The following is a 15,343-nucleotide window of genomic DNA, read 5'->3' as shown; positions in this document are numbered from 1 at the left end:
AAGAGGAAAATTTTTCACGGGGGAAGCGGGGAAGAGTTGACAGGGTGGGGGGTGTGTGGTATAATTGTAGGGAAAAAGGGTTTGAAGAATAAAAATTGAGTGGAGGTGTGGTATGAAGTACCATGGGTATGAAGGCGCACTGAAGCGGAAAGTGAAGAAGGTGGTAGCAGGGGCGGCGTTTGCCGGTCTTCTCGGGACTCTTGCGCATGGGCAGGAGTATCTTCGTTTAGATTCGATGGTTCATTCTTTTTCTTTGCCGGGACGGAGTTTTCTTTCAGAGATGAAAGCGAAGGATGTGTATAGTTCTTTTCGTATGGCGGAGTCACAGGTAACGCTTGCGGTGTGGCGGGCGGAGAGTGCGGCGAAGGGGCGAGTCTATGGGGCGATAGGGTACACAGAGGCGAAGAGGTTTGAAGGGCGAGAGGATCCCCATCTTGTGAGGAAATACATGGAGAAGGGTGTTACGATACAGGAGGTGGTATCGGCGGTTCGGTCGCTGGTAACGTCGGCGAGGGAAGGTCGGACGGTGGAGACGAGGTTAGATGAGAGAGTACGTCAGTGGCATGAGAAGAGATATCCATGGGACACGATGCCGTGGGAGAACCGGTTACCGTTCAGTAAGCAGCATCCGATGGCGGGTTTTGTGCTTGTGGTGTTGCAGGAGGAGAAGAAAAAGAGGCGGAGTGAGGAGAGGGGGAGGCTAACGAGGCGGGAGAGGGAGCTTGTAGGTCGGAAGAGGGAACTTGAGAGGGAGAGGGAGGAAGTAACGGCGGAGTGGGAGGAGGCGATACTTGAGGAGGGGAGGCGACTTGAGGCGTATGAGGAAGCGAAGGGGAGACGGGAAAGAATAGAGAGGAAGCTTGAAGAAGGGGGCTTGTCTTCGGAGGAGAGGGAGAGGCTTGAGAAGGAGCTTGCGGTAGCGAAGGAAGAGGAGAAGAGGGCGAGGGAGGCGTATGGGGAGGCGAAGCGGGTGAGAGAGGAGATAGAGAGACGGAAAAAGGAGATAGAGGAAGAGATAGGGAGGGTAGAAGAGGCGCTGAAACTGGTGGAGGAGAGGCTTGGGGAACTTGCGCCTGAGGATGTGAGGGAGGCGCTTGAGATGGAGCAGGAGGGGGAGGACATAGAAGGGCGAGGGGGGAAGAAAGAAGACACACCCTCCACATCATCGTCCAGTAGTGAGAAGAGTTCTTCTTCCGGGAGTTCGACGAGTTCATCTTCATCATCGGAGAAGAAGGGGTTTTTGTCTTCGATAGCGGAAGGTGTTTCGAAGGCGGTGAATGTGGTAGGGAATGCGATTGCGGGAGCGGTGAATTCGGTTGTGGATACGGCGAGCAAGATAGCGGCGTATGTAGGGCAGGAGGCGTCGAAGGTGGTGGAGGGTTTAACGGGAGGGAAGAAGGAGGGGGATACGGCGAAGCCGAAACCACCGAAGAGGCATGTGAATAGTGATGTATATAACCGGGCGTGGGAGATAGCGCGCAAGGAGTGGGCGAAGGAAGGGGGGAAGAAGCCTATTAGCGATTATGGGCAGAAGGCGGTGAATCAGGCGGATTATGAGAGGAAGATGGAGAAGGCGAGGAGGCTCTATGAGGAAGCGAAGGCGAGTGATCCAAATTTTTCCCATGGGCTTGATTATTTCAAGGATGAGGTGAGGTGGGAGACAGCGATAGAGGACAGGCTTGATAGGGCGATGGCTGGGATTGAGAGGGGGGACGAGGAAGCGATGAAGCGATTTCAGGAGGTTGTCGAGAGAACGATGAAGGAGATGGAAGGGTTTGATGAGCTTCAGAGGAGGGTTGGAGTGATAGCCGGGGAGGTGCTGAATCGTGAGGAGGGGAGAAGAGAGGCCCGGGTGAGGATGATGGAGGAGAGGGAGGCGAGTAAACAAAAAGAGGTTTCTTCTGAGGCGAAGGTGTATACGGTGGAGAAGGGGGACACGCTTGTGAAGATATCCCAGAAGACGGGGATACCCCTGAAGAAGCTCTTAGAGATGAACCCGCATCTACGCGGGAGGGAGAATTGTATAGAGGTGGGGGAAAAGATTAACCTTGAGGAAAGTCATCCCTTTCATGAGAAGAAAGAGATGACACCGCAAAAGAGCGATGGAGAAATAATGGATGCGAATGTTTTAAGGGAAAACACGAAGGCTTATATTTTAGGTCTCAAGGAGAAGGGGTTGAGTGAAGAAATAGTGAATCAGTATCTGCAGAGGTTAGAGAGTCTTTCAGATAAAGAACTTTTAGAGAACCAGAAGAAGTTCAAATTTACAGAGATGAATCAGAGGAATAATCTCACGAATGCGGATGATAAATCACTTGGATACCGTACAGGGGAAGTGATGTGTTTTCCGACCAGTGTGGCTATAGCGCTGAGCAATCTCGGGATCGAGAATCCTGTAGCGGCGTTAGGAATACAATTTGAGGATCACTTGGATAATCTGATAAGGAATGATGCAGAGATAATGAAAATAGCTAAACAGCATCCAAACAATAAACCCAGAACCGTTGGGACTGTGGAGGAGAAGATGATAAATAAGTATTTTGGTGATAGAGTGATTGCTAAATGGTTATATAAAGAACCCTCATTTAGAAATAGAGAGGAAGCCAAAATTTATTTTAGAAAGATTAATGAAAGTTACTTGAATAACGGGGTGCAAGTTATTATGGGTACGAAATTGACCCATGGAGGACATGTTGTGGTGTATTCTGGATATGATGAAGGAGGTATCTACATTGTAGATCCTTATGGAAGACCTTCTTTGACCAAGAGAAGAAATGGAAGTTCTAATTATGATAAAAATTCAACCGAGGCAGGAGCGATGACAAAGGGGTATAATGTGTATGTAAATTGGGAGAGGGTAAATGAGTTTCAAGTGGGTTATAGATGGTATATGACTATAGCATTGAGGTAGGAGGAAGAGGCATGAAAGTATATTTTCTGATATGGTTTGTTCTTTCTGGTATTTTTATGAGGATGTATGGCGGAAAAATTGATACAAAACAGATTGTTTATCTATTCAACAATACAGATTATACGATCTGGGCCACCTCTGAACTGAAAGAGAAGGGGCGTCATTACTCTGTGAAGAATTTACTTGATGGAGATATAACGACGGTGTGGGCAACGAGAGAGAATGGTGGAGTGGGAGAGGAAGTGATTGTGTTTTTTTCTGGTAGTTACATGGTAGATGAATGGAAGAGGGGAGTTTGGATAGTAAATGGTTACAATAAAAGTGAAAATTTGTTTTTAAAAAATAATCGAGTTAAAGAAATGGAAATAAAGTTGTACCGTTACTATCTTGTTGGTGTGACGGGAGCCACATTAGAAGCAGGACCTCCAAGGGAAGCATTGTTGGTAAATCCTCTCCGAATTGATAATATCATGGCAGAACCTTTGGTAGAACTTATTTTGTGTACGAATATCATGCTCATCGATAGCTATTTATACACCAATAATTATTATTTTCCCATTCATTTTGGTAGTAATGAAAAAGAAACCGCCTTGAGAATAAGAAGTCTTAGGATTGAAAAAGGGATTCAGGATACTCAGGGAATATTTAAAGATTACTATGGTTACGATGCGATTGGGTATGCATTAGTTCTTACTATAAAATCTATCTACAAAGGCACGCAGTATAACGACCTCTGTATAAGCGAGATTGGGTTTTTGGCTGATGATAAGTAGGGGTAGCTAATATGAGAGAGGGTCTATGTGGCTGGTGAGAATAAAAGATTTGGCGGCAAATTCCCAGGTTCTGGGGGTGGTAGTGGATGTGATGAAGAAGACTGGTGTGACAGAGATACAAGTATCGAGCTTGTGGCGGAATAGTGAGGGTAGTCCGCACAAGGAAGGGTTAGGTATAGACATCACGGCAGCGACGAGGAATGGGGTGACGGTGAGGTTTAATAATACAGACAATTTAGTCCCAGGGAGTAATATTTCTTATGCCAACCAATACGATCAAAACATAGAATTTATTCATCAGTTACACAATGCTTTCCAGAATGATTCAAGAGTAAATCAAGTTTTAGATCCATGGAAAGTATGTAGCGAAGACCCTTTGTATAGTTATAATAATACTTGGCGAGAGGTGTTGAATGATAAGAAGACGAGTATAGTTCAATATGAGGCCATGACACAGGAACAAAAGCGGGAAAAATTTAACGACAAAGAACGGTTAATGATAGATCATAGACATCATCTGCATATTACAATATTTAGATAGAAAGGGGGTGGACTATGAAACTTGATTATATTTCTATAATGTTAATTATAATTTTGTGTTTTGAGAAATTATATTCAATGGAATTAGTGCCTTTTAATAAAAGAGGGGAAGTGTGTATTTTAGAAGATTGTGCTCCTTTATATAAAGAGCCTGATCAAAATTCTGAAGAAATTTTAAAGAAAAATATTTTGGATTTTGTTTTTCTAATAAGTAAAACCAATATTACTAATAGGAGAGGCCAAGTAGAGGAATGGTATTATGTAGATTCAGGAGATTCAGGCCAAACAGACAGTAAAAATGGGTCTTCCTTAACTATCAAAGGATGGATGCTCGGAAGATATTTGTTTGGCAAGGATCATTTGAAACCTTTGACAAATGTGAAAGAGATGTTTATAATTGCAGGTTATCCTGATTATGCGGATTATTATCGTGTTTACTCGGATGGTACTTTTTTGAGTAGAGATATCGAGGGTGGGAATACAGGTCAGAAAGGGAAACTGTATGGGTATACAAATATAATTGCAGTGAAATTTAATAATGCATTAATTTTTTATGCATTCTTCTACTACGAGGAGGGAGGGGATTTGAAAAGTAGATTTGCAAATGAGGTGATTGTTCTCACCAACAAATCCGACTTTCCCCCGTGGGCTCAAGCTGATGTGCCACCTGTGCTTGAGGGAGATTTTGCTCACCTCATCGGCGACAATGTGAACATCCGTGCTAAACCGACGACGAATTCGGCGATGCTTACGAGGCTGAAGAAGGGGGCGAGGGTGAAGGTGCTTGAGATAAGTGAGGAGGTGTTTCGGGTAGGGGACAGGGAAGGCTTGTGGGTGTATGTGGAAACGGACGAGAAGGATAAGCAGGGGAAGCCGATTCGTGGGTGGATGGTGGATATCTATTTGAAGCCGGAGGAGTGAGGGCTATTTTCCTGGTGTAGAAGAGAGAGGCCACAGCCGGGGAGAAGGCGATGAGCCAGAGGATAGGGCAAGAGTGGGAGAGGAGTCAACCGGCGGAATCTCCGTGGCAGAAGATAGCGTCGCAGATACTAGGGACAAAGGAGTGGATGAGTGAAAGAGAAATGTTTGCTGGAGGAGGAAGGGGAAAAAATAATTTCTCCCAAAAACGTGGTAACAAAGAAATTCAGTGGATTCTTGCAGAAGATATAGATTTTTCCCATAGAGTGGGAGCAGCTGCGGGCTTTGTTTACGGGAAGGGGATGGCAAAAGGCATAATACAGCAAGGGCAAAGCACCCAGAAGGTTATTGTGGATTCTACTTATCGGGGGTTATTTGTCAAGTTGGAAGTCAATATGGTTACTGAAATGAGGGTTTCTTCTTTGAATAGTGAGCCTACTTCTCTTTTAGGGAAGAAAAGTCGAGGTGTAGCATTTTCTTTTCCATTTTTTGATTATTCTATTATTTCAGGAGGGGATTTGCAAATTGGGAGTATAAGTTTTGTTGGTTTTTCGTTTGGAATTTTTTATTATGAGCATAAGATTGTGAAGGTTGAAGAGGTGGAAAATGTGGAATCTTACAGGATGGAGGAGTATATCAAGAATCCACGGGATATAAAAATAAACTCAAGAGGGGACAAAGATGTGGGTAAAAGAAATAAGTAGGGGGATGTTTCAGACTTTTTACTCTTTTCTTGGAGTGAGTATGGGGGTGTTTTTACTCTCCTTTTATGGGAGAAAAATAGGTTTTGAAGAAACATTGATTCAACTTAATTTTATACTTGATTTAGGCATAGTTCTCTTTTTTCTGGTTTTTCTTAGTATTCTTTTTGATGCTAAGAAGAATTTTGCGGAGAAAAGTCGGGAAATTGTGTTGCTTTTTTTGTTTAATATTGTGGCGATGTTTGTATTTTTGTTTATGGATGAGTCAGAGAAAAGCAAGAAAAAGTGTATTTTTGATATACTTTATTCTCTGGTTGGGGGCATTGGGATTTTTGTGCTGGTTTTTTTCCCTTTTTTGGGGAAGACGTACCTGGTTCTTCGATATTTTGGTATAGTAGTGTTGTTTTGCGCAGGGGGTACTTTATGGCATCTTTTGAAGGTGGACTTCAAAATAAAATGGTGTTTTAAGATGTTGTGGGTGATAGGTATGGTAGTTGTTCCCTATTTGGTTTGTCCGGTCTATTATTATTTGCATATGAGAAAATAGATAGCCTTTTGAAATCTGAGACCTTTGCACGAATGTGTAAAGGTCTCGACACAGTAATAGGGCCAGCCCTTTTCTCTGGGAGAAGGGTGGTGGGAGATTTTGCTATGACCTTATTTCAGCAAAGGGGGCTCGTTTGCTGAAACATGGTGATAGCCGGGGTAGGCTTTTCTCCCTGAACGAAGGTGGTCGTCATTGTTTGGGTTTGTATGGAGGGAGGTTAAACGTTTAACCAGAAGGTGGGTTTGCTGAGACATGGTAAGAGCAAGAGACGTGTGGAGTTTGTATAGAGAAGGGTTAAACGTTTAACCGGCGGGGTGGTTAGCTGAAACAGGGTGATAGCAATAACCATGAGGGGGTGGATAGAGAGAGATTAAACGTTTAACCATTGCCTTTGGCTGAAACAGGGTAATAGCCGGGCGCCCTGCGGTCTCAGAAAGCCCCCTTCTTGCTGACTCGTCCCCCACACCCCGCCCCTGCCTGCGGTGCGCCGTAGGAGAAGCCCCTGTGGGGGACACGAGCCCCGCGGACCTGGTGGGAGAAGGCCCTCCCTGGAGAAGGAGGCCCGTTCTTTGTTTACCCCCCCTTATTTTTTCTGTACCCCACTTCGACTTCGCTCAGTATCCGCCTGGCCGCTTTTGCGGTTGTGTGTCCTTTGTCGTGGAGTGGGGAAGTCCTTCCGGAGTGAGGGTGCAGGAGGCACCCGGGGCGACCTCTTCTGTTGCTCTGCCCGAAAAGCCCACCGAAGCGTAGCCGCGGGCCCCCGCTTTGGCGGGGAATCGGCGGAGCGAGGTGGGCGCTATGCTTCCGAAGTCAGGAGGACGAGTTGAGGTCGCCCACGGAGGAAGGACTTTCCCTGGGGAGTGGGATTTCTCACTACCCGCAAAAGCGTCCCATGTTCCGTCCGAGGCGCATGCGTAGCATGCGACGAGGACAGGGCCCTTCTGGAGCCGGTGCAGGGGCGGGGCGGGGGTTTACAGGGGGCGTAGCCCCTGACCCAGATAGGGGAAGAAAACACCCGTGCAAGGGTCTCGTTCTCTATGAATGGGAAGTGACAAAAAAATCTCTTCTCCCCCTTGCTTTTTTTTGAGAGTGTGATATAATAAAGATAAGCGTGTTTTTGGTGGGGAAGGAGAACACATGGATATTATCCCTGGACTTGAGCCGTTTTTCCCTGTGCCGGACAGGGAGGCATCGGGAATCATTGACACCATGCAAAAGCTTGGCGTTGTTGGGTATTCAAGGGCTATTATTCAAACCTTTTTGCAGGCGGAAAAGGCGGCCAAGAGTAACGCGAATATTCTCATTGAGGGAGAAAGTGGAACGGGCAAAGAAGTTTTTGCCTATGCCATTCACTCTCTCAGTGGGAGAAATTATGGTCCGTTTGTCAAGATTAACTGTGCTGAGATTCCAGAGATGCTTCTCGAGAGTGAACTGTTTGGGTATGAGAAAGGGGCCTTTACCGGTGCCCAGAAACGCAAGATCGGGAAGTTTGAGTTGGCCAATCAGGGGACTATTTTTCTTGATGAGATCAGTGAAATGTCCCTTGCCCTTCAGGCGAAAATGCTTCGGGTGATAGAGGACAAGACGATTTCTCGTGTAGGTGGACTTGAAACCATTCCTGTGGATGTTCGTATTATCGCTGCTACCAATCGAAAACTTTGGCAATATGTGAAAGAAGGCAAGTTTCGAGAGGATCTCTACTATCGCTTGAATGTGGTATCTCTCTCTCTTCCCCCGCTTCGTCAGCGGAAAGAAGACATCCCTCTTCTCATGAATCACTTTCTTCACATGTATCAAAAGATAGAGGGGATAACCATCAGGCAGATAGATCCTCAGGTGGTCAAGGCTTTTCTTCAATATGAGTGGTCCGGGAATGTGCGGCAACTGGAAAACGCTATTCACCATGCGATTATTATGACCACGGATGATGTCATTTCTCTTGAGGATGTTCCTGCCCATATCCTTGAGAAGGAAGTGGTGCAGGAGCCAACCCATCGGGCTGTGGTGCAAAAGGATGATGTGGTGATTACGTCCCTTGATCTCAATGAGATGGAAAAGCAGCAGATTATCAAAGCCCTTGATAGTGCCCACTGGCGTATTTCCCGGGCGGCAGAACTCCTTGGTATTCATCGAAACACCCTCACTCAGAAGATGAAGCGCCTTGGGATTAAATAATTCCTTTGAAATTTGAAAAAGGTAGGAAGGCTTGGGTGAAGGTGAGGTGTTTCCCCTGGCAACCACAAGGGGGAGAAGGCAGGATGCTGTGGTGTTTTTCGTTTTTTCCGCATAAAAGAAAAAGGCACTTCTCTTCTCACATAAACGCTTCAGTTACCGTGGTAGCCCTTGTAGCGGTGACGCTTCTTTTTCTTCTCAGTATGGTGATGACCGTCATGGTAGAGACGGGGTTTTTAGAGACGCAGCGGTCAGTTCAGAAGATAAGGTCTCGATGGTTTCTTGAGGGAGAGGTGGCCAAGTGGTTTCTCCAGTGGGAGAATGGGGAACTTCCCCCTGTAGGGAAGCGAGATATTGTCTTGTCTTCTCTTTTGTCTGGAGAACTTGTCTGGGAAGTCAAATCTACTAACTGGACTCTTGTAGGAAAGGCCGGCAAAGGGATTTCCTCTAGTGAGATTCATCTTGAGGGGATAACCTTTCCCCTTTTTGCCACAACCCTTTTTTGGCTGCATCCGGTGAAAATCCGTCTTCATGCCCCGTGGGAAATTCATGGAAATCTTGCGATTTCCCCCGGGAGTGAGGTGATCACCAATACCTATACCTGGAAGGTGCAAAAAGAGGTTATCGTCGGAGAAAGGGGGGAGGATGTTCAACTTCCCCTTGAAAAAAAGGTGGTTTTGCCCGAATTGTGGCAAAGAAAGGGGGATGTTTCCTCTCTCTGGGAAAGGGCAAAACGCATGGCCAAGGATCCTTGGGTAATCACCAGAGAAGCCGCCTATCCTGTTCAGGAGATAGTGAATCCTCTTCATCAGGAGAAGATGCTTTTAGGTCGAGGGAGAACTCAGTTTGGGCTTTTCTTTCGCTGGCAAAATCGTATAGGGGTTTATATCAGAGGAAAAAGGAGTACCAATAACAACTGGCAGGAGTTTTTGTACTACAGGGGACCACAAAGAGAAAATGTCTTTGATGTTGATGAAGACAATGTACTCCAACTTCGTCTCTCGAAAAATCCGTATCTCAGGGAATCCTCTTTGGTGGTGGAACTTCCTGTGGAGGCATGGGAGAGGTTGGGGGAGATTCTTCTGGAAGGGAAGGATGTGAGTCTCATTTCTCGTGATGAGGACGTCTGGGGATTTCAGGTTGGGGGAAGGTACTACATAGCGGAAAGTGATTTTGTGTATGAGAGAACCCACAAGACTATCAGGATAACCTCTGGGGAGTTTTTCAGAAGACACGTGGTGGATGTGGCTATAGCCAATGGAGTTTCTCGTGAGTATACCCTTCCGGGGGGGAGGGGAAACATCATGGTCTATGTGGATGGAAGCCGTGTTTGGAACTACAGGAGGACACAGACGCGTGTTATTTTTGATACTCCGCCACCAGCGGGGAGTCGGATTCAGATCCTTCGTGGAGTGGAGGATTTTGTACTTTACAAGAAGCCTCCTTCTTCAGAGGAGGGAATATTTGTTGACAAGGTAGAACGGTGTGTGGTTCTTGACTTAGACACTCTTGAGAATTTTCCGGAAAATGGGACGATTTATACTACCCTTCCCCTGGTTATTCGGGGGACAGCGAGGGAACCGCTTGCTATTGTAGGAGAAGCCTCTCTCTATCTTGAGAACATCAATCCTCAGGGAGGGGCAGCCGTTCTTGTGGCTTCAAGGACAGGGGTCTGGCTTCTCCAATCAGATAGTTTTCCAAGAACCTTGCGTCATGTGGCTATGATCTCTCCCCTGGCTGGTCTTTATACCGTAGGGGAACCATTTGTTCCCGCTACCGTGGAGGGCTTAGGAATATTTGCGGCTTTTGGTCCTGTAGAGGGGCTTGACGGTTTTATGGAACACGTGTTTCTTTCTTCTTCCTTACGGCAGGAAGACATCCCCCTTTTGCGACAACTTCCCCGGCCTCTTTTTGTTCGTCGGCTCTGGAGACGTTAACCGAAGACCTTGAGATCCTGGATACGTCCTGTGTAGATGTTGATAATCCAGCCGTGGATGTGGAGGGGGTGTCCTTGTTTGATGGCTTTCTGAATGATCGGATGACGGGAAAGCCGTTTCACGCCTTCGATAACGTTGAGTTCGGCCAGTCGGTCATACCGCTGTTTGTCGGTAGAAAGCTTGGCAAGTTCAGGGGCATAGGAACGGAAGGTACGATAGACAGGACGAAGCCATTTCTTGACGTGGCCTTTGGCCTGTCCATAGAAGACAGCCTTGACTCCTCCACAGTCGTAGTGTCCACAGACGATGATATGGGAGATCTTGAGAGATTCCACCGCATACTGAAGCACAGCTAAAAAGTTTGGATCGTTCTCTCTGATAACATTGGCAATATTTCGGTGAATAAAAAGCTCTCCCGGATTGGTTTTGGTAAAGGTATTGAGGGGCATTCGGCTATCAGAACAGCCGACAAAAAGGTAACCCGGAGATTGTCCCTGGGAGAGTTTTTTGAAGTATTCAGGGTCGGCGGTAAGTTTTTCTTCTACCCATTGTCGATTGTTTTCCAAGATCTCTTCGTATGGTCTCATAGGCACCTCCTCCTCTTTCAGAAAATATTATACCAAAAAAGTAGGAATATGTCAAGGTCGCTTTTAACCCACTTGCAAAAAAGCTTTTTTTATGCCATACTATACTATGAGAAAAGACTTTCACAGAGGAGACTCTATGAGGAAAATGGCCATTGTGTTCTGTTGTCTTGTTTTTCCTTTGATGGTTTTCGCTCAGGCGAAAGATGCCTATCGTTTTTTTCTTTCAGGAAGAGCAGCCTATCAGGATAGAGCCTATACCATTGCCATACGACTTTTTGACAGGGTTTTGGCTTTAGATCCCTTTGGTGAGTATGCTGATGATGCAGCCTACTATCGGGCATTGTCTTATTATGAGGATGAACGTTATCAAAGGGCGGTGCAGCTTTTCAATCAGTTCTTGAGCTTTTATCCACATTCTCCTTATCGTGAACATATAGCCTATCTTCTTGTGGAATCGTATTACCATACGAAACAATGGGACAGGGTCATTCAACAGGGGACTCTTTTCTTGAGGAACTATCCACGGGGGGAATACAGTGATGATGCCCATTATCTTCTTGGTTCTGTGTATCTCATCCAGGGGAAGTATGGGTCGGCGGTGGAGGAGTTTGTCAGGGTGGTCAATGATACAAACTCTACTCTCCGTGAAATGGCCTTTTATCGCTTGGGGCTTGCCTATTTCTACGATGGGAACTATCGCCAGGCGCGGGAAAAGATACAATCTTTTCTGGTGGCCTATCCCAACTCTTCTGTTGTCCTGCAGGCCCGTATGCTTCTTGGAAAGTGTGCCTTTGCGGAGAAGAAGTATCCCGAGGCGCGAAGTCTTATTATGCAGGTACTTTCCAATGCCCCTGCAGCTCTGGTGGCGGAGGGAATGTACTATCGGGCGATGATTGATATCGAGATGCAGAACTATTCTTCGGCTATCAATTATCTCTCTGCGTTAGTTCGGTATGAGAAAATCGGGTCTTATCCCAATGATTATCGGGAGGATGGGCTTTATAAGCTCGCCCTTCTCTATAAAATGCAGCGTCGCTACCAGGAGGCAAAAACGGCCCTTGAGGAGCTTTTGAAACTCACTAAGAGCAAGGAAACACAACTCAAGGCGTCTCTGGAGCTGGCTTCCCTTGCGGTGCTTTTGGGAAAGTACGATGAGGCAAAAACGGCGTATAAAAAACTCGCCGATCTTGATAAGGGCTACCTTCCTTTAGCCAGACAGAAATTGGGGGAGCTTGCCTTTCTTGTGAAGGATTTTGGTGAAGCGGATGGGTATTTTTCGGAAATTGTGGAGAAGTACAGCGATAGTCCTCAGTTTCCTGATGCTCTCTATTGGCGGGCCAGAACTCGTATCGAACAGGGAAGGTATGAAGAAGCCGTCAAGGATTTTGATCAGTTCCGCAAGCTTTTCCCAACGGCGTCTCGTATTGAGGAGACTATTATGTATACGGGGAATAGTTATGCGGCCATGAAAAAGTGGGATGATGCCCTTGTCAGTTATAACTATCTTTTGAGAAACTATCCGACCAGTCGTTTTGCTGATAGTGCGTATCTTGCTATTGCGTGGGTTTATCTTCAGCGAGGGCTTACTCCACGGGCGGAGGAGACCTACCAGCGAATGGCAGCGGCCTTTCCCAATAGCCCCAAAGCAGCTCTTGCTATCTATAGTCTTGCTTCTCTTCAATATAACCAGCGCCGGTATGCGGAGGCACTCACCAATTTCGAACAGGTGTACAGGCGTTATCGAACGACCTTCTATGCAGGAGAGGCCCTTCTGAAGGCAGGGTGGGTATATCTGAGACAGGAACGGTTCAGGGATCTTATTCGCTTCTATGAGGGGGCGGATATTGCCTATCTTGATGCAGACCAGAAGGCGGCTTTTTATAATCTTTTGGGGTGGGCATATTTTCGAGAGGGTAATTATGACAGGGCTATTGCCAATTACAATACCTCATCAGCCACGGCGACCAACATCACCACGGTGCTTGAAAACCAGTTGTACGTTGCCAAAGCCTACTATAATCTGGAGCAATATGCCAACGCTATTCGTACCTATGAGGGGTATATCCAGCAGGCACTTCAGGCAGGAAAGACCGATAATGTCCCGACGGCGTATGCGGAGATGGCCTGGTGTTATCTGAAAATTGGGGAGAAAGAGACAGCTGAGTCTATCTATCAACAGCTGCTTACTGAGTTTCCGGCAAGCCCGGCCACGGCTGAGGCTATCTTCCGTATGGGGGAACTAGCCTACAGTAGTCAGAGGTACGATGAGGCCATTCAGCACTATCAAAAGCTTCTTTCCTTGCCCCCCAGTGAGTTTCAGGCGGCGGCGTATTACTGGCTTGGGAGGACCTATCTCCGGCAGGAGAAAAAACTTGATGCCCTTCGGATGTTTGAGGCCTATGTGGCCAAGTATCCGGCGGGGGATTATCTCCCTGATAGCCTTTTGCAGATTGGGAATATCTACTTCAGTCTCAATAACTATGAAAAGGCACGAAATGCCTACAACACGCTGATTGGAAAATTTCCCAAAACCCCTGATGCTGATATGGCGCGGGTACAACTTCGGGAACTCCAGATGGTTCAGGAAGCAAGGGGAGACCCGGAGAAACTCTACAAGATTATGGTGAGAGAAAGCAAAACAAAAGAGGCAAAGGTTCTTGCCCTTGAAAAGTTGGCGAAGTTCTATGAAGGGAACGACAAGGTCAAAGAGGCCATAGAAACCTACCAGGCGATAGAGGCGCTTGAGCTTTCCCCGAATGCGGCTCAGGCGGCCTTGAGGATAGGGCAGCTTCTTGCTACCCAGAGGCAGTTTATCCAGGCAGTGCAGGCCTATAGCCGTGTACTCACCAGGTATGAGGAGGAAACCCTCTATCCCGATGCGCTGTATGGGATTGGAGCGGCCTATTTTGCCAATGAACAGTGGGAGTTCGCTCGCCGGTATCTTCGGCAGGTAATGGAGCGTTATCCGGCTTCCACTCAGGCAAAAGAAGCGGAGAAACTTCTGGGGAGAATACCGGCGGGACAGTGAGGATCTGTTCTTTCTTCTGAAATTTTTTTTGACGTGATGGTGGATTTTGTGAGAGGAAAGCAGTTCTCTTTTCGATGAGTCTTTCTCTGGGAAGAACTGAAATCATAGAAAACAGAAGGCATAATTTTTGAGAATCGAGACCCTTGCACGGGTGTTTTCTTCCCCTGTCTGGGTCAGGGGCTTCGCCCCTGAAACCCCGTTTTTTCTGTTTACAAGGGTTTATTTGTCTTTTTTATCCAAAAAATAGGCTTGTTTATTATGGAAAGGAACATTGTTATACTACTTTTTGTTTTTTTATTACTTTCTTGAGACCTTTGCACATTCGTGCAAAGGTCTCGAATCTTTTTTTGATTAGAAATTCTCCCAACTGGAGACTCAATCATCTGGTTATTTTGTCGATATATACACTAAATACACAAAAAGGAGAAGCCTATGATGCGTTCTCTCTGGACGGCTGCTTCCGGGATGATTGGAGAGCAGTTTCATATTGATACCATAGCCAATAACCTTGCCAACATCAATACCACGGGGTTCAAAAAAACCCGGGCTGAGTTTGAGGATCTGCTCTATCAGACGATTCGTCTAGCAGGGACTCCTTCCTCGGAGATTTCCCAGTATCCGACGGGTATTCAGGTGGGGCTTGGGGTTCGTCCAGCGGCAACGCAGAAGTTTTATACCCAGGGGAGTCTCCAGAATACAGGAAACAAGCTGGATATTGCTATTGAAGGTGAGGGCTTTCTTGGAGTGATTTTGCCGGATGGGACACAGGCGTATACCCGTGATGGAACACTGAAGTTAGATAGTAATGGGGAGATTGTGACCTCTCAGGGGTACCGACTCAATCCTCCTATCGTTCTTCCTGATGAGTTTGAGATACAGAGTCTTTCGATCTCCAAGGATGGACTGGTGACGGTGAAGGTGGCGGGTGGGGATGAAGATATTGAGGTGGGGAGAATTCTTCTCTATCGGTTTATCAACCCCGCTGGTCTCACCAATATCGGAGAAAACTATGTGAAGGAGAGTCCGGCTTCAGGTCCCGCGGTAGAGGGTATTCCTTCCTTGGCCGGCTATGGCAAGATTCACCAGGGATTTCTTGAGATGTCCAATGTGAATGCGGTCCAGGAAATGGTGGATATGATTGTGGCTCAGAGAGCCTATGAATTCAATTCGCGGGCTATTCAGACAAGTGATTCCATGCTCGGCACAGCGAATTCTCTGAAACGGTAAGA

Annotated in this window: 12 protein-coding genes; 10 read left to right on the top strand and 2 right to left on the bottom strand. The window is 46.6% G+C overall.

Going from position 1 to position 15,343, the window contains the following annotated elements:
• The first annotated feature begins 112 nt into the window (after positions 1–112).
• Genes BREVNS_RS02550 through BREVNS_RS02525 form a run of 6 tightly spaced genes read left to right on the top strand, consistent with a single transcriptional unit; the run spans position 113 to position 6,390 of the window.
• The gene (locus tag BREVNS_RS02550; protein ID WP_483427494.1) at positions 113–2,911 is read left to right on the top strand and encodes a LysM peptidoglycan-binding domain-containing protein; all 2,799 of its coding nucleotides are present in this window, start codon (positions 113–115) and stop codon (positions 2,909–2,911) included.
• 11 nt (positions 2,912–2,922) lie between these two features.
• Complete coding sequence (locus BREVNS_RS02545) at positions 2,923–3,684, top strand: NADase-type glycan-binding domain-containing protein (RefSeq protein WP_483427493.1); 762 nt, start codon at positions 2,923–2,925, stop codon at positions 3,682–3,684.
• Between the two features lie 25 nt (positions 3,685–3,709).
• A complete protein-coding gene (locus tag BREVNS_RS02540) occupies positions 3,710–4,225 on the top strand; it encodes a hypothetical protein (RefSeq protein WP_483427492.1) in 516 nt (171 codons plus the stop codon).
• 14 nt (positions 4,226–4,239) lie between these two features.
• Positions 4,240–5,145, top strand: a complete 906-nt coding sequence (locus tag BREVNS_RS02535) for an SH3 domain-containing protein (RefSeq protein WP_483427491.1) — start codon at positions 4,240–4,242, stop codon at positions 5,143–5,145.
• 50 nt (positions 5,146–5,195) lie between these two features.
• Positions 5,196–5,846 carry a hypothetical protein gene (locus BREVNS_RS02530; protein ID WP_483427490.1) on the top strand — a complete coding sequence of 217 codons (651 nt, stop codon included), beginning with the start codon at positions 5,196–5,198 and terminating at the stop codon, positions 5,844–5,846.
• Positions 5,824–6,390, top strand: a complete 567-nt coding sequence (locus BREVNS_RS02525) for a hypothetical protein (protein ID WP_483427489.1) — start codon at positions 5,824–5,826, stop codon at positions 6,388–6,390. Before BREVNS_RS02530 ends, BREVNS_RS02525 begins: the two co-directional genes overlap by 23 nt.
• Positions 6,391–6,692: 302 nt before the next feature.
• On the opposite strand, the gene BREVNS_RS02520 is transcribed toward BREVNS_RS02525, so the two are convergent.
• On the bottom strand, positions 6,693–6,854 hold the full coding sequence (locus BREVNS_RS02520) for a hypothetical protein (protein WP_483427488.1): 162 nt from the start codon (positions 6,852–6,854) through the stop codon (positions 6,693–6,695).
• Positions 6,855–7,527: 673 nt separating this feature from the next.
• Between BREVNS_RS02520 and BREVNS_RS02515 the strand changes: the two genes are divergently transcribed.
• Both BREVNS_RS02515 and BREVNS_RS02510 read left to right on the top strand, forming a co-directional pair.
• Positions 7,528–8,565, top strand: coding sequence for a sigma-54 interaction domain-containing protein (locus tag BREVNS_RS02515; RefSeq protein WP_483427487.1), 1,038 nt, complete (start codon positions 7,528–7,530; stop codon positions 8,563–8,565).
• A gap of 83 nt (positions 8,566–8,648) precedes the next feature.
• A complete protein-coding gene (locus BREVNS_RS02510) occupies positions 8,649–10,499 on the top strand; it encodes a hypothetical protein (RefSeq protein WP_483427486.1) in 1,851 nt (616 codons plus the stop codon).
• Here the strand turns inward: BREVNS_RS02510 and BREVNS_RS02505 are convergent.
• On the bottom strand, positions 10,496–11,086 hold the full coding sequence (locus BREVNS_RS02505; protein ID WP_483427485.1) for a carbonic anhydrase: 591 nt from the start codon (positions 11,084–11,086) through the stop codon (positions 10,496–10,498). The genes BREVNS_RS02510 and BREVNS_RS02505 overlap by 4 nt on opposite strands.
• A gap of 136 nt (positions 11,087–11,222) precedes the next feature.
• Here BREVNS_RS02505 and BREVNS_RS02500 point away from each other — a divergent pair, with 136 nt between their 5' ends.
• Positions 11,223–14,114 (top strand): tetratricopeptide repeat protein, encoded by a 2,892-nt coding sequence (locus tag BREVNS_RS02500; RefSeq protein ID WP_483427484.1) that lies wholly within the window; start codon positions 11,223–11,225, stop codon positions 14,112–14,114.
• Positions 14,115–14,546: 432 nt separating this feature from the next.
• A complete protein-coding gene (gene flgG / locus BREVNS_RS02495; RefSeq protein WP_483427483.1) occupies positions 14,547–15,341 on the top strand; it encodes a flagellar basal-body rod protein FlgG in 795 nt (264 codons plus the stop codon).
• Positions 15,342–15,343 lie beyond the last annotated feature (2 nt).

It is taken from the genome of Longinema margulisiae (genome assembly GCF_025266855.1).
In the GTDB taxonomy this organism is placed as follows: domain Bacteria; phylum Spirochaetota; class Brevinematia; order Brevinematales; family Thermospiraceae; genus Thermospira.
This window is presented reverse-complemented; position numbering and strand designations above follow the sequence as displayed.

Excerpts from the sequence above, each read along its gene's own strand:
- BREVNS_RS02550 (WP_483427494.1), top strand. The coding sequence starts at position 113 with ATGAAGTACCATGGGTATGAAGGCGCACTGAAGCGGAAAGTGAAGAAG.
- BREVNS_RS02545 (WP_483427493.1), top strand. The coding sequence starts at position 2,923 with ATGAAAGTATATTTTCTGATATGGTTTGTTCTTTCTGGTATTTTTATG.
- BREVNS_RS02540 (WP_483427492.1), top strand. The coding sequence starts at position 3,710 with ATGTGGCTGGTGAGAATAAAAGATTTGGCGGCAAATTCCCAGGTTCTG.
- BREVNS_RS02535 (WP_483427491.1), top strand. The coding sequence starts at position 4,240 with ATGAAACTTGATTATATTTCTATAATGTTAATTATAATTTTGTGTTTT.
- BREVNS_RS02530 (WP_483427490.1), top strand. The coding sequence starts at position 5,196 with ATGAGCCAGAGGATAGGGCAAGAGTGGGAGAGGAGTCAACCGGCGGAA.
- BREVNS_RS02525 (WP_483427489.1), top strand. The coding sequence starts at position 5,824 with ATGTGGGTAAAAGAAATAAGTAGGGGGATGTTTCAGACTTTTTACTCT.
- BREVNS_RS02515 (WP_483427487.1), top strand. The coding sequence starts at position 7,528 with ATGGATATTATCCCTGGACTTGAGCCGTTTTTCCCTGTGCCGGACAGG.
- BREVNS_RS02510 (WP_483427486.1), top strand. The coding sequence starts at position 8,649 with ATGCTGTGGTGTTTTTCGTTTTTTCCGCATAAAAGAAAAAGGCACTTC.
- BREVNS_RS02505 (WP_483427485.1), bottom strand. The coding sequence starts at position 11,086 with ATGAGACCATACGAAGAGATCTTGGAAAACAATCGACAATGGGTAGAA.
- BREVNS_RS02500 (WP_483427484.1), top strand. The coding sequence starts at position 11,223 with ATGAGGAAAATGGCCATTGTGTTCTGTTGTCTTGTTTTTCCTTTGATG.
- flgG (WP_483427483.1), top strand. The coding sequence starts at position 14,547 with ATGATGCGTTCTCTCTGGACGGCTGCTTCCGGGATGATTGGAGAGCAG.